This window comes from Streptomyces sp. NPDC097640 (genome assembly GCF_040302705.1).
GTDB lineage: Bacteria > Actinomycetota > Actinomycetes > Streptomycetales > Streptomycetaceae > Streptomyces.
Genome location: NZ_JBEOSB010000011.1, coordinates 183,988 through 206,831 on the forward strand (window position 1 = coordinate 183,988; position 22,844 = coordinate 206,831).

The 22,844-nt window shown below is 71.9% G+C and carries 23 protein-coding genes; 16 read left to right on the forward strand and 7 right to left on the reverse strand.

Annotated elements, in window-relative coordinates; genetic code table 11:
• Nucleotides 1-98: 98 nt before the first annotated feature.
• On the forward strand, nucleotides 99-656 hold the full coding sequence (locus tag ABTY62_RS19635) for a bacterial proteasome activator family protein (protein WP_352130670.1): 558 nt from the start codon (nucleotides 99-101) through the stop codon (nucleotides 654-656).
• 199 nt (nucleotides 657-855) lie between these two features.
• A complete protein-coding gene (locus tag ABTY62_RS19640; protein ID WP_352130671.1) occupies nucleotides 856-1,737 on the forward strand; it encodes an NAD-dependent epimerase/dehydratase family protein in 882 nt (293 codons plus the stop codon).
• A 75-nt stretch (nucleotides 1,738-1,812) separates the two neighbouring features.
• Here ABTY62_RS19640 and ABTY62_RS19645 read toward each other — a convergent pair whose 3' ends face one another.
• A complete protein-coding gene (locus ABTY62_RS19645) occupies nucleotides 1,813-3,501 on the reverse strand; it encodes a protein kinase domain-containing protein (RefSeq protein ID WP_352130672.1) in 1,689 nt (562 codons plus the stop codon).
• A 315-nt stretch (nucleotides 3,502-3,816) separates the two neighbouring features.
• Between ABTY62_RS19645 and ABTY62_RS19650 the strand changes: the two genes are divergently transcribed.
• A complete protein-coding gene (locus tag ABTY62_RS19650; RefSeq protein ID WP_352130673.1) occupies nucleotides 3,817-5,403 on the forward strand; it encodes a protein kinase domain-containing protein in 1,587 nt (528 codons plus the stop codon).
• Nucleotides 5,404-5,489: 86 nt separating this feature from the next.
• Here the strand turns inward: ABTY62_RS19650 and ABTY62_RS19655 are convergent, their stop codons facing one another.
• Nucleotides 5,490-6,527 carry a phosphotransferase gene (locus tag ABTY62_RS19655; RefSeq protein ID WP_352130674.1) on the reverse strand — a complete coding sequence of 346 codons (1,038 nt, stop codon included), beginning with the start codon at nucleotides 6,525-6,527 and terminating at the stop codon, nucleotides 5,490-5,492.
• Nucleotides 6,528-6,587: 60 nt separating this feature from the next.
• Nucleotides 6,588-7,370 (reverse strand): response regulator, encoded by a 783-nt coding sequence (locus ABTY62_RS19660; protein WP_352130675.1) that lies wholly within the window; start codon nucleotides 7,368-7,370, stop codon nucleotides 6,588-6,590.
• Between the two features lie 343 nt (nucleotides 7,371-7,713).
• Between ABTY62_RS19660 and pdhA the strand changes: the two genes are divergently transcribed.
• The 5 genes from pdhA (at nucleotide 7,714) to ABTY62_RS19685 (ending at nucleotide 13,494) form a co-directional block, all read left to right on the forward strand.
• On the forward strand, nucleotides 7,714-8,868 hold the full coding sequence (gene pdhA, locus ABTY62_RS19665) for a pyruvate dehydrogenase (acetyl-transferring) E1 component subunit alpha (protein ID WP_352130676.1): 1,155 nt from the start codon (nucleotides 7,714-7,716) through the stop codon (nucleotides 8,866-8,868).
• A gap of 1 nt (nucleotide 8,869) precedes the next feature.
• Complete coding sequence (locus ABTY62_RS19670; protein ID WP_352130677.1) at nucleotides 8,870-9,850, forward strand: alpha-ketoacid dehydrogenase subunit beta; 981 nt, start codon at nucleotides 8,870-8,872, stop codon at nucleotides 9,848-9,850.
• A gap of 23 nt (nucleotides 9,851-9,873) precedes the next feature.
• Nucleotides 9,874-11,373, forward strand: a complete 1,500-nt coding sequence (locus tag ABTY62_RS19675; RefSeq protein ID WP_352130678.1) for a dihydrolipoamide acetyltransferase family protein — start codon at nucleotides 9,874-9,876, stop codon at nucleotides 11,371-11,373.
• A 157-nt stretch (nucleotides 11,374-11,530) separates the two neighbouring features.
• Nucleotides 11,531-12,202 carry a GntR family transcriptional regulator gene (locus tag ABTY62_RS19680; RefSeq protein WP_352130679.1) on the forward strand — a complete coding sequence of 224 codons (672 nt, stop codon included), beginning with the start codon at nucleotides 11,531-11,533 and terminating at the stop codon, nucleotides 12,200-12,202.
• Nucleotides 12,199-13,494, forward strand: coding sequence for an MFS transporter (locus tag ABTY62_RS19685; protein WP_352130680.1), 1,296 nt, complete (start codon nucleotides 12,199-12,201; stop codon nucleotides 13,492-13,494). Before ABTY62_RS19680 ends, ABTY62_RS19685 begins: the two co-directional genes overlap by 4 nt.
• 83 nt (nucleotides 13,495-13,577) lie before the next feature.
• Here ABTY62_RS19685 and ABTY62_RS19690 read toward each other — a convergent pair whose 3' ends face one another.
• The gene (locus tag ABTY62_RS19690) at nucleotides 13,578-14,402 is read right to left on the reverse strand and encodes a maleylpyruvate isomerase family mycothiol-dependent enzyme (protein WP_352130681.1); all 825 of its coding nucleotides are present in this window, start codon (nucleotides 14,400-14,402) and stop codon (nucleotides 13,578-13,580) included.
• A 208-nt stretch (nucleotides 14,403-14,610) separates the two neighbouring features.
• Nucleotides 14,611-15,531: a C40 family peptidase gene (locus tag ABTY62_RS19695; RefSeq protein ID WP_352130682.1), complete on the reverse strand. Its 921-nt coding sequence runs from the start codon at nucleotides 15,529-15,531 to the stop codon at nucleotides 14,611-14,613.
• A gap of 176 nt (nucleotides 15,532-15,707) precedes the next feature.
• Here ABTY62_RS19695 and ABTY62_RS19700 point away from each other — a divergent pair, with 176 nt between their 5' ends.
• Entirely contained in the window at nucleotides 15,708-16,502 is a 795-nt protein-coding gene (locus tag ABTY62_RS19700) for a DUF1963 domain-containing protein (RefSeq protein WP_352130683.1), read from the forward strand.
• A gap of 79 nt (nucleotides 16,503-16,581) precedes the next feature.
• The gene (locus tag ABTY62_RS19705) at nucleotides 16,582-18,411 is read left to right on the forward strand and encodes an NHL domain-containing thioredoxin family protein (RefSeq protein WP_352130684.1); all 1,830 of its coding nucleotides are present in this window, start codon (nucleotides 16,582-16,584) and stop codon (nucleotides 18,409-18,411) included.
• Nucleotides 18,412-18,417: 6 nt separating this feature from the next.
• Here ABTY62_RS19705 and ABTY62_RS19710 read toward each other — a convergent pair whose 3' ends face one another.
• Together ABTY62_RS19710 and ABTY62_RS19715 are read right to left on the reverse strand one after the other, a co-directional pair.
• Nucleotides 18,418-18,960: a zinc-binding dehydrogenase gene (locus ABTY62_RS19710; protein WP_352130685.1), complete on the reverse strand. Its 543-nt coding sequence runs from the start codon at nucleotides 18,958-18,960 to the stop codon at nucleotides 18,418-18,420.
• 94 nt (nucleotides 18,961-19,054) lie between these two features.
• Nucleotides 19,055-19,732, reverse strand: coding sequence for an HAD family hydrolase (locus tag ABTY62_RS19715; RefSeq protein ID WP_352130686.1), 678 nt, complete (start codon nucleotides 19,730-19,732; stop codon nucleotides 19,055-19,057).
• A gap of 84 nt (nucleotides 19,733-19,816) precedes the next feature.
• On the opposite strand from ABTY62_RS19715, the gene ABTY62_RS19720 reads away from it, so the two are divergent.
• The 6 genes from ABTY62_RS19720 (at nucleotide 19,817) to ABTY62_RS19745 (ending at nucleotide 22,747) form a co-directional block, all read left to right on the forward strand.
• Nucleotides 19,817-21,016 carry a helix-turn-helix domain-containing protein gene (locus tag ABTY62_RS19720; RefSeq protein WP_352130687.1) on the forward strand — a complete coding sequence of 400 codons (1,200 nt, stop codon included), beginning with the start codon at nucleotides 19,817-19,819 and terminating at the stop codon, nucleotides 21,014-21,016.
• Nucleotides 21,017-21,211: 195 nt separating this feature from the next.
• Complete coding sequence (locus ABTY62_RS19725; RefSeq protein ID WP_352130688.1) at nucleotides 21,212-21,553, forward strand: hypothetical protein; 342 nt, start codon at nucleotides 21,212-21,214, stop codon at nucleotides 21,551-21,553.
• Entirely contained in the window at nucleotides 21,550-21,738 is a 189-nt protein-coding gene (locus ABTY62_RS19730; RefSeq protein ID WP_352130689.1) for a hypothetical protein, read from the forward strand. The genes ABTY62_RS19725 and ABTY62_RS19730 overlap by 4 nt, the downstream gene beginning before the upstream one ends.
• The gene (locus ABTY62_RS19735; RefSeq protein ID WP_352130690.1) at nucleotides 21,735-21,938 is read left to right on the forward strand and encodes a hypothetical protein; all 204 of its coding nucleotides are present in this window, start codon (nucleotides 21,735-21,737) and stop codon (nucleotides 21,936-21,938) included. Before ABTY62_RS19730 ends, ABTY62_RS19735 begins: the two co-directional genes overlap by 4 nt.
• Before the next feature lie 129 nt (nucleotides 21,939-22,067).
• Nucleotides 22,068-22,193: a hypothetical protein gene (locus ABTY62_RS19740; protein WP_352130691.1), complete on the forward strand. Its 126-nt coding sequence runs from the start codon at nucleotides 22,068-22,070 to the stop codon at nucleotides 22,191-22,193.
• 56 nt (nucleotides 22,194-22,249) lie between these two features.
• The gene (locus tag ABTY62_RS19745; RefSeq protein WP_352130692.1) at nucleotides 22,250-22,747 is read left to right on the forward strand and encodes a hypothetical protein; all 498 of its coding nucleotides are present in this window, start codon (nucleotides 22,250-22,252) and stop codon (nucleotides 22,745-22,747) included.
• Nucleotides 22,748-22,844: the final 97 nt, after the last annotated feature.

Consider the following 22,844-nt stretch of genomic DNA (forward strand, 5'->3'; position numbering starts at 1 on the left):
GCGCCCGGGAAGCGGTGCGGCGGCCGCCCCGGGGAGCGGTGCCCGAATCCTGGTCACCCGCCCCCTCCGTACGTCTGTACGTGCGGAACAATGGGGGTATGAACCAGCCGATGAACGAACGATCGCAGGAGAGCCCGCACGTCCTGGTCGTCGGTCCGGACGGCATGGCCCTCGGCAGCGCTCCCGGCGACGGCGGCGGTGACGACGAGTCGCGCGAGGTTCCCGTGACGGACATGGTCGAACAGCCGGCCAAGGTCATGCGCATCGGCAGCATGATCAAGCAGCTCCTGGAGGAGGTCCGCGCGGCGCCTCTCGACGAGGCCAGCCGGGTCCGGCTCAAAGAGATCCACTCCAGCTCGGTGAAGGAGCTGGAGGACGGCCTCGCGCCCGAGCTGATCGGCGAGTTGGAACGCCTCTCGCTCCCCTTCACCGACGAGGCGGTCCCGACCGAGGCCGAGCTGCGCATCGCCCAGGCCCAGTTGGTCGGCTGGCTCGAAGGGTTGTTCCACGGCATTCAGACGACGCTGTTCGCCCAGCAGATGGCGGCGCGTGCGCAGCTGGAGCAGATGCGCCGGGCCCTGCCGCCGGGCTTCGGCGGCGAGGACGGGGAGGGCGGGCCGCAGCACGGCGGTGCGCGTTCGGGTCCGTATCTGTAAGCCACTGTCTATAGGCCACCTTTACTACGGCGGGCCGTTCCGGGGACTCCGAGTCCCGGGAACGGCCCGTCGCCTTAAGTGGGCGCAAGTGGCCCATCGCCGCGCCCCCGGATTGTCCCCTGACAGCGATCCGGCCGCTTTCTAACCTGGGCCGACAGTCCACGGCAGAAAGCAGAAAGCAGAAAGAGGTAGGACCACCATGCGCGTCTTCGTCGCGGGAGCCACCGGCGCGGTCGGCCGCCGTCTCGTCCCGCTTCTCGTGGCGGCGGGGCACGAGGTCACCGGCGCCACGCGGACCGGGGAGGGGGCGGAGCGGCTGCGCGCGCAGGGGGCCTCGGCCGTGCGCGCGGTCGCGGACGCCGCCCCCGACGCGGTCGTCCACCAGCTGACCGCCCTGGCGAACGGCGACCGCGCGGAGAACGGGCGGATCCGCAGGGAGGGCACCCGCCACCTCGTCGACGCAGCCAAGCGCGCTGGGGTCAGGCGCATCGTCGCCCAGTCCATCTCCTGGGCCTACGCGCCCGGCGACACCCCGGCCGGCGAAAGCACCCCGCTCGACCTGGAAGCGGAGCCGCCGCGGGCCGGGATGGTCGACAGCCTGCGGGCGCTGGAGGAGGCCGCCGCGGAGATCGGGACGCATGTGGTGCTGCGCTACGGGACGTTCTACGGCCCCGGCACCTGGTACGCGCGGGGCGGGCCGCTGGACGCGGCGCTGCGCGGCGAGCAGGCGGCGGGGGATCCGGCGGGAGATTCGGCGAGGGATCAGGCGGCGGCGCTGGTCGGCCTGCCCGTGGCGGGCGACGCGGTCGGCTCGTTCGTCCATGTCGAGGACGCGGCCCGGGCCGCGGTGGCGGCGCTGGACTGGCCGACCGGCACCGTCAACATCGTGGACGACGAACCGGCCCCGGCCCGCGCGTGGCTGCCGGCGTTCGCGGCCGCCGTGGGCGCGCCGCCGCCCGCCCCCGCCGCGGACGGCGGTCGGGAGGGCTGGGAGCGGGGGGCCGACAACACCCTCGCCCGCCGCCGGCCCGGCTGGCGGCCGCTGCATCCGACCTGGCGGACGGGGTTCACGGCGCTGTGACGGCGAAGGGGCCCGGCGGATGCCGGGCCCCTTCCCCAGAAACGACGATCAGCCGACGACGTCAGATGACGACGATCAGCCCGGCATCCCCGAGGAGACGGTCAGCTCGATGGTGTCGGTCTTCGGGTCGTACGCCTCGTAGTTGCGGTACGTGTAGTTGAGGACGGTGCCCTTGCCCCACAGGTTCTCGTCCTCGGTGACCACGTTGTACTTCCAGCCCGCGGCGCGGATGCACTTCTTCACCGAGTCGATGTAGAGGTTCTGGAAGTCGGGCACGTTGTAGGCACCCTTCTGGTCGTAGGACTCCGAGGCGTCGGTGCACTTCGACGCGTCGATGGTCTTGGTCTTGTCGCCCTCGCGGAATCCGGACGGGGGCGCCGACGACGAGGCGGACTTGGTGTCCTTGCCGTCGTCGCGCGCCTGCTGGTCGTCGGATCCGCCGCTGCCTCCGCTGAGGGCGATGACCAGGACCACCGCGACGACCGCGATCGCCGCGACGACCGCCGAGCCGATGATCACGCGCTTGTTGCCGTTGTCGCCGCCCTGGCCGCCCCCCGAGGACGGGGCCGAGGCCGGCGAGACGGTGTACGGCGGCGGGGTTTGGGCGCCGCCCTGCGCGTACGGCCCGGGGGGCGGGGTCTGCGCCGGGGCCGGGGCCGGGGTGCTGTAGCCCCCCTGCGCCATCGGCTGGTTGGGCGGCGGCGGGGTGGAGGGGCCGAAGCCGCCGAACCCGCCGGAGGACTGCGGCTGGTACGGGGTCTGGACGCTCCCCATGCCCGGGCCGGGGGTGTGCTGGTCGATCGGCGGGAAGACGGCCGAGCCCACGCCGGAGCCGCTGCGGGCCGGCGGGCCGCCGCTGATGATGATCGGGTTGGCGCCGGTCTGTCCGGTGCGGGAGACCCGGGCGCACTCGTCGCGCATCGCCTCGGCGTTGGGGAACCGCTCGTTCGGGTTCTTCTTCAGCGCGCGGGCGACCAGCGCGTCCACCGCCGGGGGAATGGACTGGTTGATCGTGGAGGGCGCGACCGGCTCCTCCTGGACGTGCGCGTACGCGATGGCGAGCGGCGAGTCCGCGTCGAACGGCAGCCGGCCCGTCAGCAGCTCGAAGAGCATGATGCCGACCGAGTAGAGGTCGCTGCGCGCGTCCACGCCGCGGCCGAGGGCCTGCTCGGGCGAGAGGTACTGCGGGGTGCCGACGACCATGCCGGTCTGGGTCATGGAGGTCACGCCGGACTGCATGGCGCGGGCGATGCCGAAGTCCATGACTTTGACCACATTACGCTTGGTCATCATCACGTTACCGGGCTTGATGTCGCGGTGGACCAGCCCCATCTCGTGGCTGATCTCCAGCGCGGCCAGCACGTCAGCGGTGATTTTCAGCGCTTTTTCCGTGGGCATCGCGCCGTACTGCCGGGCATCGGCGTCGAGCACGGAGCGCAGCGGCTGGCCCTCCACGTACTCCATGACGATGTACGGCATCACGGAGCCGTCGATCGTGTCCTCGCCGGTGTCGAAGACCGAGACGATGTTGGTGTGGGTCAGCTTGGCGACGGCCTGGGCCTCGCGGCGGAAGCGCTCGCGGAAGGACTGCTCACGGCCCAGTTCGGTGTGCAGGGTCTTGATCGCGACCTGGCGGTCGAGAACGCTGTCGTAGGCCAGGTGGACGGAGGCCATACCGCCCTCGCCGAGCAGGTCCCGCAGCTGATAGCGGCCGCCCGCGAGCGATTTCCCCTCGTACCGGCCCGGTGCGCCCTGCTGGCTCATTTCTTACGTCCCCCTCGGCGCACTCACTAGCTTGACGCGCACGTTCCGACCCACTGATGATCTTCTTTGACTCGATACCCCGGCCCAGTCTGCCCCAGGCCACGGACACGTCAAGCGGCGTGCCCGTTCCGTGACCGGATGTGCAAGAACCCGTCACGCGATTTGCATGGCCTCACCTACAGCAGGTTTGATGGCCGGTCCATCACGAACCGGTGCGCGGCACGAACCCTGTAGCGTGCTCTAGCAGCAAACCGTACCGCCCGCGAGCGGGGCGATCGCGATGAGACCCCCACCCAGATCAGACGGCGAGGACCGATGGCACAGACCCAGAGCGGCGCCCAGGGGCCCTCCGAACCTGACGCCACCGGGGCCGGAATGCCGGACTCACCCGAGGCGTGGGGTAACGGCGGCCTGGTCGGCGACGGCCGCTACCGACTCACCAGCCGGCTCGGCCGCGGCGGCATGGCCGAGGTGTTCGCGGCGGAGGACGTGCGGCTCGGCCGTACGGTCGCGGTGAAGCTGCTCCGCGCCGACCTGGCGGAGGACCCGGTCTCCAAGGCCCGCTTCACCCGCGAGGCCCAGTCGGTCGCCGGGCTCAACCACCACGCCGTCGTCGCGGTCTACGACTCCGGCGAGGACATCGTCGGGCAGCCCGGGTCCATTCAGAGCACCGTGCCGTACATCGTCATGGAGCTGGTCGAGGGCCGTACGATCCGCGATCTCCTGGTGAGCGCCGAGGCGCCGCCCGCGGACCAGGCGCTGATCATCGTCTCGGGGGTGCTGGAGGCGCTGGCCTACAGCCACCAGCACGGCATCGTGCACCGCGACATCAAGCCGGCGAACGTGATCATCACCCACAGCGGCGCCGTCAAGGTGATGGACTTCGGCATCGCCCGCGCCCTGCACGGGGCCGCCTCCACCATGACCCAGACCGGCATGGTCATGGGCACCCCGCAGTACCTCTCGCCGGAGCAGGCGCTCGGCAAGGCCGTCGACCACCGCTCCGACCTCTACGCCACGGGCTGTCTGCTCTATGAGCTGCTCGCGCTGCGCCCGCCGTTCGTCGGCGAGACCCCGCTCTCGGTGGTCTACCAGCATGTTCAGGACATGCCGGTGCCGCCGTCGGAGATCTCCGGGGGCGCCGTGGCGCCGGAGCTCGACGGGCTCGTGATGCGCTCGCTGGCCAAGGACCCGGACGACCGCTTCCAGAGCGCCGAGGAGATGCGCGGTCTGATCCAGTACGCCCTCCAGATGCTGACCGAGGCGGGCGGCCACACCGGCACCTGGAGCACCGGCCCGGTCACCCAGCACCTGGGCGGCTCCACCGGCGCCATGGGCATGGCCGGCACGACCGCCATGCCGCACCCGGGGCACGGCGACACCAGCCAGCAGCCGATCCTGCCGGGCGGGCGCCGCGACGACGGCGGCTATGACGGTGGCTACGACGACGGTTCCGGCCGCCGCGGCCGTGGCCGGATGTGGCTGCTGGCCGTGCTCGCGGTGATCGCCATCGCGGTCGGTGTCGCCTTCGCGATAAACCAGGGCGGCGACGACAACAAGAAGCAGCCGGGCAAGAGCGAGACGTCGACCAGCCAGACGCCCACGAAGAAGCCGACCGATGAGCCGTCGGACGAGACGACGGCGTCGAGCGGGCCCACCGAGACCTCCGGGGACACGGGCGGCTACACCGGTCCTGCGGAGCCCTCGTCGCCCACGTACAGCGAGAGCGCCACCACGCCCCCGCCGGACACGGAGACCGACGCGCCCACCACCGACCCGACCGACACCGAGACCACCCCGGGCGGCGGCGGCGAGACCACCCCGCCGACCACCCCGCCGACGAGCGACCCGACCGACCCCGAGACCACCGACCCGGCCACCGGCGGGGTCGGGGTGGGCTGACCGGAGACCGACCGGTCGGGGCCGTCCGGCAGGGCCCGCCCGGCAGGGTCCACTGCTCCCTGCCGCGGCTGCCCGGCGGGCGCCGCTCAGCCGCAGAAGGCGTCGCGGACCGCCTCGTACTCCCGCGTCCACCACACCGCCAGGGCCGCCGCCGCGGGGAACAGCGGATCGGCGCGCCGGTCCCCGTCCTGGTAGCGCCAGCGCAGCATCCAGAAGTCGTTGAGCCGCTCCCACCACACCCGGTGCACGGCCGCCGCCATCTCGTCGGCCCCGGCGCCCGTCTCGCAGCGGTACGCCCGCGCGTACGGCCGCACCTTGTCCAGCTCCAGCGGGCCGTCCGGCCGTACGAAGAAGATCGCGGCGGCGCGGACCGCCTCCTCGGCGCGGGGCTGCACCCCGAGCCGGTCCCAGTCGACGATCGCGGCCGGTTCCGTGTCGCGGTAGAGCAGGTTGAGCGGGTGGAAGTCGCCGTGGACCCAGCCGGTGGCCGGGATGGCGTCGGCCTCCGGGCGGCGGTGCGCGTGCCGCTCCAGCAGGGCGCGCCGTTCGATCAGGCGGTGCTCGGCCAGCCCGTCGAAGCTGTCGTGCCGGCGGCTGCCGCGGGCGAGGACGAGCAGCCGGTCGATGAGCGTGAAGGTGTACTCGGGGTCGGCGGAGGACTCGGGGGGCTGCCGGTCGGCGGCGCGGGCCTCCACGACCTCCTCCAGACAGGTGTGGACGAGCCCGAGCAGCCCGCCCAGCCGCCAGGACTGGGCGGGCGTCAGCTCGCCGCCGACGCGGTGCCGCCCGTCGACCCAGGGGTGCAGGGCGTAGCAGCGGCCGCCGATGACCACGACGGTGCGGCCTTCGGCGTCGGGGACGGGCGGGGCGACGGGCACCCCCAGGGTCTCCAGCAGCTGGGTCACCCGGTGCTGGCGGGCGATGGCGGCGTGGTCCCCGTCCAGGTGGTGCTTGAGGAAGAACCGGCCGCGGGTGGTGGCCAGCCGGTAGCCGCGGTTGAGCAGGCCCTCGGCGACGCGCTCGCAGGACACCGCCTCGCCGGTGCGGTCGTAGCGGCGTAACAGCGCGCTCAGGGTTTCCCCGTCGGGAGCTGTCTCGGCGGAGGTTACATGTGAGCGCGACACGCGCCAGATGTTAGATCAACGAACGCGTTGGCCACGGCGCGAGTTGACGCAGGCGTGCGCTCAGTGCTTCTGCGGCTGGGTCTTCCGGGCCTCGGCCGGGGCTTGCGAAGGGCCCTGCGGCGCGGTCTGTGTATGGGCCTGGAACCGGGCCACATACGCGGCGGCCTGCGAGCGGCGCTCCATGCCGAGCTTGGCCAGCACCCCGGAGACATAGTTCTTGATCGTCTTCTCGGCGAGATGCAGCCGCTCGCCGATCGCGCGGTTGGTCAGCCCCTCCCCGATCAGCACCAGGATCCGGCGCTCCTGGTCGGTGAGGTCGGCGCTCAGGTCGTCACCGAGCCGGGCCGCGCCCGTACCCGTACCTGCGCCCATCCCCGAGCCCGTGCCCGTACCCAGCCCCGCACCCGCGCCCGCGCGCACCCGCTCCAGCATGCGGGCCGTGGCGGCCGGGTCGAGCAGGGAGCGGCCCGCCGCCACGTCCCGTACGGCGGCGAGCAGTTCGTCGCTTCCGATGTCCTTGAGGACGTACCCGTAGGCGCCCGCCATGATCGCGTCGATGAGGGCGGTGTCGTCGGCGAAGGAGGAGAGCATCAGACACCGCACCTCCGGGTGGTGGGCGCGGACCTCCCGGCAGACCTCGACGCCGCTGCCGTCCGGCAGCCGGAGATCCAGCAGGGCGACATCGGGGTGCGCGCCGGGGATCCGGGCCAGGGCCTCGGCCACGGTGCCCGCCTCGCCGACCACCGCCAGGTCCGGCTCACCCGAGAGGAGCTCATGAACACCGCGTCGTACGATTTCATGGTCGTCGAGCAGGAAAATGGTGATTTTTCCTTCTTCGCGCACGAATCCAGTCTCACACACCGAGTCTTCTTGCGTCTTTCAATGTCTTTCCGCGCCGTTGTCCTGAGAGATAACGTGCGGTTGTTCCGACGGGCTGCGGGGCTGTGACCAGTGGTTGTTCCACTTCTGCGCGATTTACTTGGAAATCCAAGCAAAATTGCAGGTCAGAAGGGGTTTCGCAGAGATGCGACCCACTGGGTAACGTGCCCTTTGCAGGGCCAGCCGCCGGGATACCTGTCACGCCCGGTCGGTCTTCGGCGCACCCACCCCGTGCGCTGTCGCCGAGCGAGCGAGCCGCAACTGGCCGCCGGCGGACCCCGGGGGCCGGACAGACGGAGGAGCACAAGTGACCGTGGAGAGCACTTCAGCGCGCAAACCGCGCCGAAGCGGAGCCAAGCGCACCACCGCGAAGCGGCGAGCGGCCGACCAGCCCGAGCTCGTCCAGCTGCTGACCCCCGAGGGTGAGCGGGTCGAACACCCCGAGTACTCCCTGGACCCCACCCCCGAAGAGCTGCGTGCCCTGTACCGGGACATGGTGCTGAGCCGGCGCTTCGACGGCGAGGCCACCACCCTCCAGCGCCAGGGCGAGCTGGGTCTGTGGGCCTCGCTGCTGGGCCAGGAGGCCGCCCAGATCGGCTCCGGCCGGGCCCTTCAGGACGACGACTACGTCTTCCCCACCTACCGCGAGCACGGCGTGGCCTGGTGCCGCGGCGTGGACCCGGTGAATCTGCTGGGCATGTTCCGCGGCGTGAACCACGGCGGCTGGGACCCCAACAGCAACAACTTCCACCTCTACACCATCGTCATCGGCTCGCAGACGCTGCACGCGACGGGCTACGCGATGGGCGTGGCCAAGGACGGCGCGGACAGCGCGGTCCTGGCCTACTTCGGGGACGGGGCCTCCAGCCAGGGCGACGTCGCCGAGGCGTTCACCTTCGCCGCGGTCTACAACGCCCCGGTGGTGTTCTTCTGCCAGAACAACCAGTGGGCCATCTCCGAGCCCACCGAGCGGCAGACCCGCGTCCCCCTCTACCAGCGCGCCCAGGGCTACGGCTTCCCGGGCGTCCGGGTCGACGGCAACGACGTGCTGGCCTGCCTCGCGGTCACCAAGGCCGCGCTGGAGCGCGCCCGCACCGGCCAGGGCCCCATGCTCATCGAGGCGTTCACCTACCGGATGGGCGCCCACACCACCTCCGACGACCCGACCCGCTACCGCCGGGCCGAGGAGCGCGAGCTGTGGGAGACCAAGGACCCGATCCTGCGGCTGCGCACCCACCTGACCGCGCAGGGCCTGGCGGACGACGCCTTCTTCGCCGAGCTCGAGGAGGAGAGCGACGCGCTCGCCAAGCGGGTGCGCGACGCGGTACGGGCCATGCCGGACCCCGACGACATGGCGCTCTTCGAGCACATCTACGCCGACGGGCACCCGCTGGTCGACGAGGAACGCGCGCGGTTCGCCGAGTACCAGGCTTCGTTCGCTTCCGCCGAGGAGGGCAACTGAGATGGCCGCCCAGAAGATGTCGCTCTCCAAGGCGATCAACGCATCGCTGCGCACGGCGCTCGAGAACGACCCCAAGGTCCTGATCATGGGTGAGGACGTCGGCAAGCTCGGCGGGGTCTTCCGCGTCACCGACGGCCTCCAGAAGGACTTCGGCGAGGACCGGGTCATCGACACCCCGCTCGCCGAGTCCGGCATCGTCGGCACCGCGATCGGGCTGGCGCTGCGCGGCTACCGCCCGGTGGTGGAGATCCAGTTCGACGGGTTCGTCTTCCCGGCGTACGACCAGATCGTCACGCAGCTCGCCAAGATGCACGCGCGCTCGCTGGGCAAGGTCAAGATGCCGGTCGTCATCCGCATTCCGTACGGCGGCGGCATCGGCGCGGTCGAGCACCACAGCGAGTCGCCCGAGGCGCTGTTCGCGCATGTCGCCGGGTTGAAGGTGATCTCGCCCTCCAACGCCTCCGACGCCTACTGGATGCTCCAGCAGGCCATCGGCAGCGACGACCCGGTGATCTACTTCGAGCCGAAGCGCCGCTACCACGACAAGTCCGAGGTCGACACCGCGGCGATCCCCGACCCGCTGCACATCGCCCGGGTGGCCCGGGCCGGCACCGATCTGACCCTCGCCGCGTACGGACCCATGGTCAAGGTCGCGCTCGACGCCGCCGGCGCGGCCGCCGAGGAGGGCAAGTCGCTCGAGGTCGTGGACCTGCGGTCGATGTCGCCGATCGACTTCGACACCCTTCAGCGTTCCGTCGAGAAGACCGGCCGGCTGGTCGTCGTCCACGAGGCACCGGTCTTTTTGGGAACTGGCGCGGAGATCGCCGCACGGATCACCGAGAGGTGCTTCTATCAGCTTGAGGCCCCGGTGCTGCGGGTCGGCGGTTTCCACGCCCCGTACCCGCCGTCGCGGCTGGAGGACGAATACCTCCCGGGCCTCGACCGGGTGCTCGACGCCGTTGACCGCGCGTTGGCGTACTGAAGGGCTTGAGGAGAGTCGTGACCATGGCTGCAACCGATCAGCGCTTCCGTGAGTTCAAGATGCCCGACGTGGGCGAGGGACTCACCGAGGCGGAGATCCTCAAGTGGTACGTGGCGCCGGGTGACACGGTCGCCGACGGCCAGGTGGTCTGTGAGGTCGAGACCGCGAAGGCGGCGGTCGAGCTGCCCATCCCGTTCGACGGGGTGGTGCACGAACTGCGCTTCGGCGAGGGCACCACGGTGGACGTGGGCACCGTGATCATCGCGGTGGACACCCGGCCGGGCGACGGAGACGCGCCCGCGCCGCCCGCCGCGGCCGCCGCCGAACCCGCCCCGCCCGCCGAGACCGCCCAGGCCGCCGAGGCGGCCGCCGAGCCAGAGGGCCGCCAGGCCAATCTGGTCGGCTACGGCGCCGCGCCCTCGTCGACCAAGCGCCGCCCGCGCAAGCCGCGGCCCGGCCTGGAGGCGGCGCCCGCCCGGGGCGTCCCGGCCCAGCCGCTCCCCACCCCGGCCCCCGCACCGGCGGCCCCCGCACCGGCGCCCGCGCCCGCCCCTGCGCCCGCCCCCGCGCCCGCCGTCGCGCCGTCTCAGGCGGAGCTGAACGGCCACGGCAGGGCCGCGCGCCCGCTGGCCAAGCCCCCGGTCCGCAAGCTCGCCAAGGACCTGGGCATCGACCTGGCGGCGGTCACCCCGACCGGCCCCGACGGCACCATCACCCGCGAGGACGTCCACGCGGCCGCGGCCCCCGCGCCCGCCGCCGTGGCCGAGCCCGTGGCGGAGCCCGCAGCGGCCGTGGCGGAGGCGGCCCCTGCCTCCGTCGTCGGCCGGGAGCGCCGGGTGCCGATCAAGGGCGTACGGAAGGCCACCGCCCAGGCGATGGTCAGCAGCGCCTTCACGGCCCCCCACGTGACCGAGTTCGTCACCGTGGACGTCACCCGCACGATGAAGCTGGTCGCCGACCTCAAGCAGGACCCGGACCTGGCCGGGCTGCGGGTGAACCCGCTGCTGCTGGTCGCCAAGGCCTTCCTGGTGGCGATCCGGCGCAACCTGGACGCCAACGCGGCCTGGGACGAGGGCGCCCAGGAGATCGTCTACAAGGACTACGTCAACCTCGGCATCGCGGCCGCCACGCCCCGGGGGCTGATCGTCCCCAACATCAAGGACGCGGGCTCGCTGACCCTGCCCGAACTGGCGTCCGCCCTTGGCGAGCTTGTCGCCACCGCCCGCGAGGGCCGGACCAGTCCGGCGGCGATGTCCGGCGGCACGGTCACCATCACCAACGTCGGCGTCTTCGGCATCGACACCGGCACCCCGATCCTCAACCCCGGAGAGTCCGCGATCCTCGCCTTCGGCGCGGTCAAGCTCCAGCCGTGGGTCCACAAGGGCAAGGTCAAGCCGCGCCAGGTGACCACCCTCGCGCTGTCCTTCGACCACCGGATGATCGACGGCGAGCTGGGCTCCAAGGTGCTCGCGGACGTCGCGGCCATCCTGGAGCACCCCAAGCGGCTCATCACCTGGGGCTGACCCCCGGCCCCCGGCCCCTACGTGCCCTACGGCCCGGCTGCCTCGCGCGGCCGGGCCGTCGGCATGAACCCATCGGCATGAACCCATCGGCGTGAACGATGTCTCGTATCCCGGACGGCCTCCTGTCACGCATACGTGTTGTATCTATGATGTGCGCATGCCTCCCGCTCCCGTCCCTGCCGGCCCGACCACCAAACAGCCACCCGCCGCCGAACGCGTCTACGCGCACGTCAAGCAAGCCGTCCTCGACCGCCGCTACGAGGGCGGCACACTGCTGACCGAGGGCGATCTCGCCGAGGCCGTCGGCGTCTCGCGCACGCCCGTGCGCGAGGCCCTGCTCCGGCTCGAGGTCGAGGGGCTGCTCAAGCTCTACCCCAAGAAGGGCGCCCTGGTGCTGCCCGTGTCCGCGCAGGAGATCGCGGACGTCGTCGAGACCCGGCTGCTGGTCGAGCGGCACGCCGTCGCCAAGGTCGTCCCGGCCGGGCAGAGGCTGATCGCCCGGCTCGAGGAGCTGCTGGAGGAGCAGAAGGAGCACGCGGCCGCCGGGGACCTGAACGCCTTCGCGGTCGCCGACCGCTGCTTCCACGCCGAGATCGTACGGGCCGCGGGGAACGGCATCCTGGCCCATCTGTACGACCAGCTGAGGGACCGCCAGCTGCGGATGGGCGTGGCCACCATGCACGCCGAGCCCGGCCGCATCGCCAAGAACATCACCGAGCACACCGAGATCCTGACCGCCCTGCGCTCCGGCGACGCCACCGCCGCCGCCGGGCTGGTCGAGCGCCACATCGGCTGGGTGAACAACCTCGCCCGGGGTGAGGTGCGGTGAGCGACCTCAGACTGCCCGGCGATCCGCCCGGCGGACGGCGGGCCGCCGCCGTCTGGGGCATCGGGGTCGCCGTCTACTTCATGGCCATCACCTACCGCACCAGCCTGGGCGTGGCCGGCCTGGACGCCGCCGAGCGGTTCCACATCAACGCCTCGGCGCTGTCGACGTTCTCGATCCTCCAGGTGCTCGTCTACGCGGGCATGCAGATACCCGTCGGCCTGATGGTCGACCGGCTGGGCACCAAGAAGGTGCTCGCGCTCGGCGTCGTGCTGTTCACCACCGGCCAGCTCGGCTTCGCGCTCTCCCACTCGTACGGCTTCGCGCTGGCCTCCCGCGCGCTGCTCGGCTGCGGCGACGCCATGACGTTCATCAGCGTGCTGCGGCTCGGCTCGCGCTGGTTCCCGGCCCGCCGCGGGCCGCTGATCGCGCAGGTCGCCGCGTTGTTCGGGATGGCGGGCAACCTGATCTCGACGCTGGTGATCGCGCAGGCGCTGCACGGCATCGGCTGGACCCCGACCTTCGCGGGCAGCGCGATCGGCGGCGTGGTCGTCCTGGTCCTGGTGGTGGCCTTCCTGAAGGACCACCCGGAAGGGCACGAGCCCGTCCCGTCCACCCACTCCGGCGCGGGCTTCGTCCGCCGGCAGATCGCGGCGGCCTGGCGCGAGCCCGGCACCCGGCTCGGTATGTGGGTGCACTTCACCACCCAGTTCCCCGCGATGGTCTTCCTGCTGCTGTGGGGGCTGCCCTTCCTGGTCGAGGCCGAGGGGCTCTCCCGCGCCTCCGCCGGCGAGCTGCTGACCCTGGTGGTGCTCTCCAACATGGCGGTCGGCCTGGTCTACGGACAGGTCATCGCCCGGCACCACGCCGCCCGCGCGCCGCTCGCCCTCGGCACCGTCGCGGCCACCGCGCTGCTGTGGGGCGCCGTGCTGGCCTGGCCCGGCGACCACGCGCCCATGTGGCTGCTGATCGCGCTGTGCGCCGTGCTCGGCGCCTGCGGGCCCGCCTCGATGATCGGCTTCGACTTCGCCCGGCCCGCCAACCCGCCCGAGCGGCTCGGTACCGCCTCCGGCATCGTCAACATGGGCGGCTTCACCGCGTCGATGACCACCCTGCTCGCCATCGGCGTGCTGCTCGACGCGACCGGGAACAACTACCGCGTCGCCTTCGCCTCCGTGTTCGTCCTCCAGGCCCTCGGCGTCACGCAGGTGCTGCGGCTGCGCGGGCGGGCACACCGCCGGGAGCGCGAGCGCGTCGTCGCGAGCCGCGTCGAGGCGGTGCACGTACCCGCGTGACCCGCTGAACGCCTGAACCCCTGACCCCTGAACCCCCTGAGGCCGTAACCGTCCTGAGGCCCGTGCGGTGGCCTCGGGACGCCTCAGGCCGTGACCGCGAAGTGGGTCAGGATCGCGTCGGCCAGCTGCTGGTCGCCCTCGATCTTCAGCTTGTCGGAGACCGCCTCCGGCCGCACCCGCCCGCAGGCCAGGCGCAGATACGTCTCCCAGTCCAGGGTCAGCGTCACGGTCGGCCCGAGCGAGACGCTGCCGTCGATGGTGGCCCGGCCCTCTGCGTTGACCCGCACCGTCCGCATGAACTCCAGCGGGCCGCTGACGTCGAAGACCACCGCCGAGCCGGGCGCCGCGCCCGCGTCGTCGGCGACCACCTTCGGAAGCGCGGCCAGCAGCCGGTCCCGGACGATGATCGCGCCCGGCGAGTCCAGATTGCCCGGCCGGCCGAGCGCCCGTCGCAGGTCCTGCTCATGCACCCATACGTCGAAGACCCGCCCGAGCAGGGCCTTCTCCAGGGCCACCTCGCCCCCGCCGGGCCAGCGCACCATGTGGTCCGGCTGGCGCTTCTCGTTGCGCAGCTGCCGCATCCGGCGGATGAGGGTGTACTCCAGCTCGGAGGTCATCTCGGGCGCGGTGTGGCAGCGCCGCACATCGACCTGGACCTCCATGTAGCGCGAGTGCTCGCCGGTGACATGGAACAGGTCGCGCGGCAGCGAGTGGATCGGGCGCGGGTCGCCGAGCATCTCGCACTCGAGGCCGATGACGTGTGAGACCACGTCGCGCACCGACCATCCGGGGCAGTCGGTGGCCCAACTCCACTCCCCCTCGACGAGCGGATTCACCAACTCGGATATCGCTTCGACGGAATGGGTCCAGGCGTCGATGGAAGTCTGAAGGCTGGGATGGACGGTCACGGGACCCCTCGGGCGGTTGGTACGCGGGCTGGGTGCTTGTGTGTGCGTTTAAGTTACGCTGCGCACGAGCACCCCGGGAGTGCTTTCGGGTCTGATCGTAGGCCCGGATCGGCCGCTCGACCGCTGAGAGCGGTGGTAAGGTGCGCGCCCCGCCGCCACAGATCCGGATGAAACCGGACGGGTCGGGTGAAAACCGTGGGGTGCCGCCTCAGTTGGCGATATGGCGGTAGCCGGTGGCCTTTCCGGGCGCCGGCAGCGGGGCCACCTGGACGGTGCTGCCGGGGCGCGGGGCGTGGATGACCTCGCCGCCGCCGATGTAGAGGGCGATGTGGCCGTCGCCATTGGACAGCACCAGGTCGCCGGGGCGCAGTTCGGCCCGGGTGGTCGCCTTCCCGGCGTATCGCTGCTTCCAGGTGGTGCGGGGGAGCTGGACCCCGGCGGCCTGCCAGGCCCGCATGGTCAGCCCCGAGCAGTCGTAGCCGCGGGGGCCGGTGCCGCCCCAGACGTAGGCCTTGCCGAGCTGGGCGCGGGCGTAGGCGACGGCCTTCGCGGCCCGGCTGTCGGTGTGCTGCGCGGGTCGCTTCTTGGCGGGTTTCTTGACGTGCTTCTTGGTCTTGGCGGTCTTCTTTCCGCTGCCGTCGGTGCCGCGCTCGACGGCGTTCCCCGCGACCGTCCCGGGCAGGTTAAGGGTGTCGCCGGCGTAGATGAGGGTCGAGCTGCCGAGCCCGTTCAGGTGCTGGAGCTTCTTGACGGTGGTGTGGTTCTCCTCGGCCAGGCCGTACAGCGTGTCGCCGGAGACCAGCACCACCTTCACCGGCTCGACCGTGCCCGGCCGGCCGTCCTTCCGCTCCTTCGGCTGCTTCGCCGGGGTCTTCGCCTCGGCCGGCGGAGCCGGCGTCACCTGCCGGGACGGGGAAGGCGACTGCGCGGCGGCCCGGTCGCCCGGCCCGTGCACGGCCAGCAGCGCCCCCGCGAGGATCCCGAGGACGGCGAGCACCGCCAGGGCGCCGGTGCGCACCGCCGCCCGGCCCACGGCGGCCCGCGGCCCTCCCCGCGCGGCGCGCGGCTTGGCGTGGGCCGCCCCTGACGCCTCGGCACGGCGCCGGGCGGTCCGTATGTGCTCGCTCATCACAACCTCCTTGGCGGGACCCCTGACTCGGGGCGTGAAAGGGAGGCTGCTGGGGCGCGAGGGTGTCCGGCAACGCCTGGGCCGTCCGAGACAGTCCGGACCCGTCTGCGCAGGTCAGGACGGGTCGGACAGCCCCCTCCGCGCCGATTGTCAGGGGGAGTTGGGAACATCCCGGCATGCGATTCGACGACGCTGACGACATGCGCCGAGAGTGCGCCGAACGGCTCGGCGAGAAGGCCGGCCGACAGTTCGCGGCCCTGGCCCGCCGCGGCTTCCTGCTCGACCCTCCGACGGACGGCGCCCGGGCCACCGGCCGCTGTCGGCTCGGCGGCCCCGCCCTGCTCGAACCGGGCACCCCCTGGCCCGAGGTCGAGGGCATCCCGCTCTCCTTGCACGCCGTCCTCGACACCGACACCCTCGCCCCCTGGCTCGGGGACCAGCTGCCGACGCGGCCGGGCCTGCTCAACTTCTTCTACCTCGATCCCGACCTGCCGTACGAGCAGTACTCGAGGCTGGACGACGGGCCCGAGGCGTGCCGGGTCATTCCCGCCGATCCGGCACGGGCGGTCGAGACCACCGCCGCCGCACCGGCGAGGAGCTATCCGGTTACCCCCGTCCACGCGGCCGAGGCCACCATGCTCCCGGACGCCTGGGACGTCGAGGAGGACGACGTCGAGTACGACAGGGACGAGCACTGGGGCGCGGCATCGCTCATCCTCGACGCGATGGGCGACCTCGACGGCAACACCTCCGGCAGCCACTGCGCGTTCGGCTGGCCCGACGCCTCGTACGCGTTCTGGGTCACCCCCCGCGACGACGACGGCCCGGCCGTCCATCTGCTCCAGCTCCCGGAAAACGAGGACCTCGGCTGGGGCTGGGGCGACGCCGGGACGATGTACTTCACGATCCCGGCGAAGGCGTTCGCGGCGGGTGACTTCAGCAAGGCGCAGGCGGACATGCGCTGCTGCTGAGCCCGTCCCGCGCCGGCGGCGCCCCCCCGTACCAGGGGCGGGGGACGCCCACGGGCGCACGAGTGGCACTCTTGACGTCATGAGCAAGCGAGCCCGTGTCCGCGCCCCTGAGCTGCAAGGACGTACCTGGATCAACACCGGCGCCGAGGAACTGTCCCTGGCGGACTTCCGAGGCAAGATCCTGATCCTGGATTTTTGGACGTTCTGCTGCGTGAACTGCCTGCACGTCCTGGACGAGCTGCGCGAGCTGGAGGAGAAGCACCGCGACACCGTCGTGATCGTCGGCGTGCACTCGCCGAAGTTCGTCCACGAGGCCGAGCACCAGGCGGTCGTCGACGCCGTCGAGCGCTATGAGGTGCATCACCCCGTGCTCGACGACCCGGAGCTGGCCACCTGGAAGCAGTACGCGGTGCGGGCCTGGCCGACGCTGGTCGTCGTCGACCCGGAGGGGTATGTGGTCGCCCAGCACGCGGGCGAGGGGCATGCGCACGCGCTCGAGAAGCTGGTGGCCGAGCTGGAGGCCGAGCACGCCGCGAAGGGCACGCTGCGGCGCGGCGACGGGCCGTATGTGCCGCCGGAGCCGGTCGCCACCGAGCTGCGCTTCCCGGGCAAGGCGCTGCTGCTGCCCGGCGGCACCTTCCTGGTCTCGGACACCACCCGGCACCAGCTGGTGGAGCTGGCGGCGGACGGCGAGAGCGTGGTGCGGCGGATCGGCGTCGTGGGCGAGCGGGGGCTGGTCGACGGGCCCGCCGACCGCGCGCGGTTCAGCGAGCCGCAGGGGCTGGCGCTGCTGCCGGACGGCACGGTGATCGTCGCCGACACGGTCAACCACGCGCTGCGCTCCCTGGACCTGGCGACCGGCGAGGTGCGGACCGTCGCCGGGACCGGGCGCCAGTGGTGGCAGGGGTCCCCGGCCGCGGGGCCCGCGCGCGAGGTCGACCTGTCCTCGCCGTGGGACGTGGCGTGGTTCGCCGACCGGCTGTGGATCGCCATGGCGGGCGTCCACCAGCTGTGGACGTACGACCCTGCGGACGCGACGGTGCGCGCGGCCGCCGGGACGACGAACGAGGGGCTGGTCGACGGGCCGGCCGCCGAGTCGTGGTTCGCCCAGCCGTCCGGGCTGGCCGCGACCGCCGACCGGCTGTGGGTCGCGGACTCCGAGACCTCGGCGGTGCGGTACGTGCAGCGGGACGGCGAAGACGGCTTTGTGGTGCGCACGGCCGTGGGCACCGGGCTGTTCGACTTCGGCCACCGCGACGGACCGGCCGGCCAGGCGCTGCTCCAGCACCCGCTCGGCGTGACCGCGCTGCCCGACGGCTCGGTCGCCGTCTCGGACACCTACAACCACGCGCTGCGCCGCTTCGACCCGGCCTCCGGCGAGGTCAGCACGCTCGCCACGGACCTGCGGGAGCCGTCCGGCGCGGTGCTGGTGGACGGCGACATCGTGGTCGTCGAGTCGGCGCGGCACCGGCTGACCCGGCTGCGGCTGCCCGAGGAGGCCGTGCGGGTCGAGGCCGTGGCACACCGCACCCAGCGCGCCGCCACCGACATCGCCCCGGGGACGCTGCGGCTCGACGTGGTCTTCCAGGCCCCCGCCGGGCAGAAGCTCGACACCCGCTACGGCCCGTCCACGCGCCTGCTGGTCAGCTCCACCCCGCCCGGGCTGCTGGCCGAGGGCGAGGGGGCCGGTACGGACCTGAACCGCGAGCTGGTGCTGGCGGCCGGGGTGACCGAGGGCGTGCTGCACGTCTCCGCGATGGCCGCCTCCTGCGACGACGACCCACTGAACGAGTACCCGGCCTGCCATGTGCACCAGCAGGACTGGGGCGTCCCGGTCCGGGTCACCGACGGCGGCGCGACCAGGCTGCCGCTGGTGCTGGCGGGGATGGACGAGGACGAGACTCCCTGACGCTCGTCAGAGCGTGAGCACCAGACGCCCGCGCAGGCCGCCCACCGCCACGCGGTGGTGGGCTTCCTGGGCGTGACCGAGAGGGAGGGCGCCGGCCACGCGCAGGGTCAGGCGGCCGGCCGCGGCCAGCGCGGACAGCTGGGCCAGGGCCGTGCCGTCCGCCGCGATCCAGTGGTTGGCCGACCGGATGCCCCGCAGCCCGACGGGCGCGTCGGCGGCCACCGCGACGAACGCGCCCGCGTTCCGTACCGCCGCGAGCGCCGGCAGCCCGACGCCCGCCGCGTCCAGGGCCCCCGCCACGCCGCCCGGGACGACCGCCCGCTCCGCTGCCGCCAGGTCAGGGGCGTCCCGCGCGACGAACCACTCCGCCCGCAGCCCGCGCAGCGCGGCCAGCTCGACGGCGCCCGTCACCAGCAGCGTGGCTCCGTGCCGCAGGCCCAGCGCGTCCGGCGACTGCCAGGCGGTCAGCCCGTTCAACGGCAGCGTCGCCGCCGCATCCGCGCGGACCTCGACGCGCCGCTGCGCGAGTCCGCAGGGCTGGTGGGCCAAAGCTCCAAACTCGCTGCCCGGCTGCCGGTCGGGTGTCGAGGTGAGCAAACACCTCTTTGTCTTGGCTTCCGGACCGGGCGAGGGGCGGCGTCGTTCAGCGGGTCAGGAGTTCCAGCATCTGCGTCGTGTTGGAGAGGTCTTCAACCACCGTCGTAGCTCCCGCGGTCCGGAGTTCATCCGCGTTGGTGCGCCCAGTGGCCACACCGATCACGCGGACGCCCCCGTCCAGCGCACCCCGCACATCGGCGGGGGTATCGCCGAGCAGCACGGCCTGTGCCGGGAGCACCTGGGCACGCTTGAGAGCCGTGCGCACCAGCTCCGGCCGTCCGTCAGCGTCCTCGCCGAAGGCGCCGATCGTGAGGTCCAGGTGGCGATCGAGGCCGAAGACGGCCAGCTTGACCTCGGCGGCGGCGCGGATGTTGCCGGTCACCACCGTCTGTACGACGCCATCACGTGCCGCCAGGGCAGCGAGCAATGACGGCGCACCAGGGAGGGCGTGCCCACGCTCGCGAAGCTCGGCAGTGCGTCGCACATGTGCGGTGCCGAGCGCCTCTGCGAAGCGCTCGAACTGCCCGCGAGTGTCTTGCAACCCGTGCAGTTCCAGCGTCTCGCGGAGAATGACCGGCTCGGTCGACCCGTCGATTCTCGCCTGCTGCCGCATGGGCCGGCCGGTGACCTCTTCGAATGCCTGGGCCCACAACTCCCGGCCGACACCCCGGGTGTCAACGAGAGTGTGGTCGATGTCCCACAACACGAGCAGCTTTGCCGACACTGCCCCACCCCTTCGACCGTTGGATACCGACTCCACGTGGTGACTTGCACCATACGCTGAGTAGGGATACGTACGGAGGTTGGCATGGTCGCACCCGATCTGCCCATCGGCGACAGAATCAGGCACTACCGCGGCGCGCGGCGGCAAGACGTCGTCGCCGGTCTCGTCGGGATCTCGCCCGACTACCTCTCGCAGATCGAGAGAGGCCTGAAGATCCCATCGTTACCCATCCTGTACTCCATCGCTCAGGAACTTGGAGTGCCCACCGCCGCCCTGATCGCTGAGACGGCCGCACCCAACAGCACGTCCCCCGACGCCACCGAGCCCGCGATCGTGCAGGCCCTCATGGGCTTCGGGCCGCCACGAAACGCCCCCGCCGATGATCCGGCCCTGTTGCGTGAGCGGGTGGAGAGCGCGTGGCAGAAGTGGCAGAGCAGCAAGACCCGGTTCACGGACATGGGGCAGGCCCTGGCCGATCTGATCGCGGATGTTGAGCACGCGGACAGGGCCCACCGTGGCGCCGGAGACGCCACCGCGCGTCGCGACGTCATGCGCGTGATGGCTGACCTGTGCTTTCTGCTGCGGTCGTACCTGCGTCGCACTGGCCGGGTAGACCTGTCGATGATGGCCGCCGACCGCGCCGTACGGGCCGCCGAAGAGGCAGATGATCCGCTGCGTATGGCAGCCGCGCAGTGGAATCTCGGCCATATCCTCCTGGCTGCTCAGGATCCGGATGGCGCGGAGCAGGTCGCGCTGCGCGCGGTCGAGCGACTGCGGGCGGTACCGATGGCCGAGCCGGATCGCGTCGCCATGTCGGGCGCGCTGCACTTGGTGGCGGTGGTCGCAGAAGCGCGAGGCCGGAACTGGTCGGCAGCACGGAAGCGGTTGAAGGAACGGGCAGCCCCAGCGGCCGAACAGGCTGGTGAGGGCAACATCATGTGGACCGTCTTCGGCCCGACCAACGTGATACTTCATTGCGTCAGCATCGAGATGGAGGCCGGCGACACGAGCGAGGCCCTGCACGTCGCTGACGACGTGGACACCAGCCATCTGCCGTCGATGGAGCGGTCGTTCACCTTCAACCTGGAAGTGGCGCGCTGCCACAGCCTGCGCAGGGAGGACGCCGCAGTACTCCTGAGCCTGAGGGATCTCGAGGAGTTCGCGCCGGAGGACCTGGCACGGACGCCCTTGGCCCGCGAACTGATTCTCACGGTGATCCGACGCGGCCGGACGATGCATGCCAGGCAGGCAGAGAATCTCGCTGAGCGGATCGGCATCTTCTGACCGACGAGCCTGTGGTTCACCCGAACTGACAGCTCGGGCGATCAGCCTCAGGTGTCTCTACGGTCGGTAATCAACTGATCACCGATGATGCCGGGGGCTCCTGTGGAGACGACGAACAACCACCGTGTCCTGCCCTGGATGCCGCCCAGGGGGCAGAGCGCGGAGTTGCAGCCCGCTGGCCGATCGTGGGACGTCGTGCGCGTCCCCCTCTCGCTCGGCATCGGCGAGCGCGCCCTCGACCTGCTGGGCGAGGCGACGGGCTCGGTCATCGAGAATCCCTTCGACAAGGTCCTCTACTGGTTGATCGCGCTTGGCTCAGCCGCCGCATGGGACATGAGCCGGCTGCCCAGTATCGAGGTGTGGGGAGCGACGGCCTATATCGAGGTGCCTCCCGCCTGTCGCACGACCGGGCCTGGCGTCCACTGGCGCGTACCGCTCGGGTACGGCCGGTGGCTCACCGAGCCGACGGCTCTCCTGTCCGCGCTGAAGATCGCGACCAGCGCGGCGCTCGGCCCACGCGAGGAGGCGTCCCGGTGACCGAGTGCTGCTATCGCTGCGACAAGCCCACCCCCGAACCGGTCACCGTGCTGCGCGCGTCGGCCTCCGGGCCGGGCTGCCTGCGGCACCTGTGCCCGGACTGCAACAGGCGACGACCGCACCCCGACGCCGACCTCTACGACGTGCTGATCGCCTTGCAGCGCGAGAGGCAGACGACGACATGACCGCCCCGGGCGGTGCCCGGCGTCTGTCCCCGTATTGCGCGATGTACACGGCCGAGCCCGACACCACGCCCGCCGAGATCCACGCCTTCTGCAAGGGACCCGGCGAGGTCCGGGCGAAGCCCATGCCGCCCGCGTCCCGGGGCGCGCTGATCTTCACCGTTCGCTGTGACTGCGGCTGCCACCAGGGCCCGCCCGCCTAGACCGGTGCGCCGCACTGGCCCACCCCACATCGCCTCGCCCCGGTCCCCGCTTGCAGGCCAGTGGCCGGGACGAGCACCGCGCAACCGCGCGGGGACACCCCTGCACACCTGAACTCACAGGAACAGCCCATGCGATTACAGCACGCCACCCGCCAGGACCCGGACGACGGCGACACCATGCCCGACACCGACACCCCGACACCCGGCGGACAGACACCCGGCGACTCCGACGACGGACGCCAATACGCGCACTAACCAGACCGCGGCCCCGCTCTCAGAGACGGGGCCGCTCCCGCCATGCAGGAGCCCCCATGACAGCGTCACACTGGCACTGCTACCGCTGGACCGGAGAACGCCGAACCTACGACGACGAATCCGCACGCCGACCACCACACCTCGTCGTCCACGACATCACGCCCCACGAGTGGAAACAGATTGCAGCGGCGAGCCCCGCCTTCATGGCGAGTGAAGTACCGCCCCTGGAGGTACCTCACTGGCTGCTGCGCCCAGCCCGAATGATCAAAGCCACCTTCCAGGAGCCGGAGAAAGCCGCAGCCTGGTACCAAGACCAGGTCACCGACCTGGCCCCCGCCTTCATGGCCGACCACGACAAGGACCCCGCACGGCAAGCCGAACGCTTCACCGCCGCCGAAGACCGGCTCAGCTGGGGCGGAGACGTCGTCGGCGGCTGGTACCTGCGAGGCACCGGATTCGCCTCCGTCCACGTCATCGCATGCAGCGCGAATCGGATCCGGCCGACCATCCCCTGCCCGATACTCCCCCAGCTCCCGCTGGGAGGTGCCACCTGATGTCCCTGCACGGGAAAGCCGACGGCCCCGCCGCAGGGCAGCGGCGGGGCCGTCGGGGCGGGAAGCCGGGGGGAGTCGGCTCCCCGGGTCTGTGGGC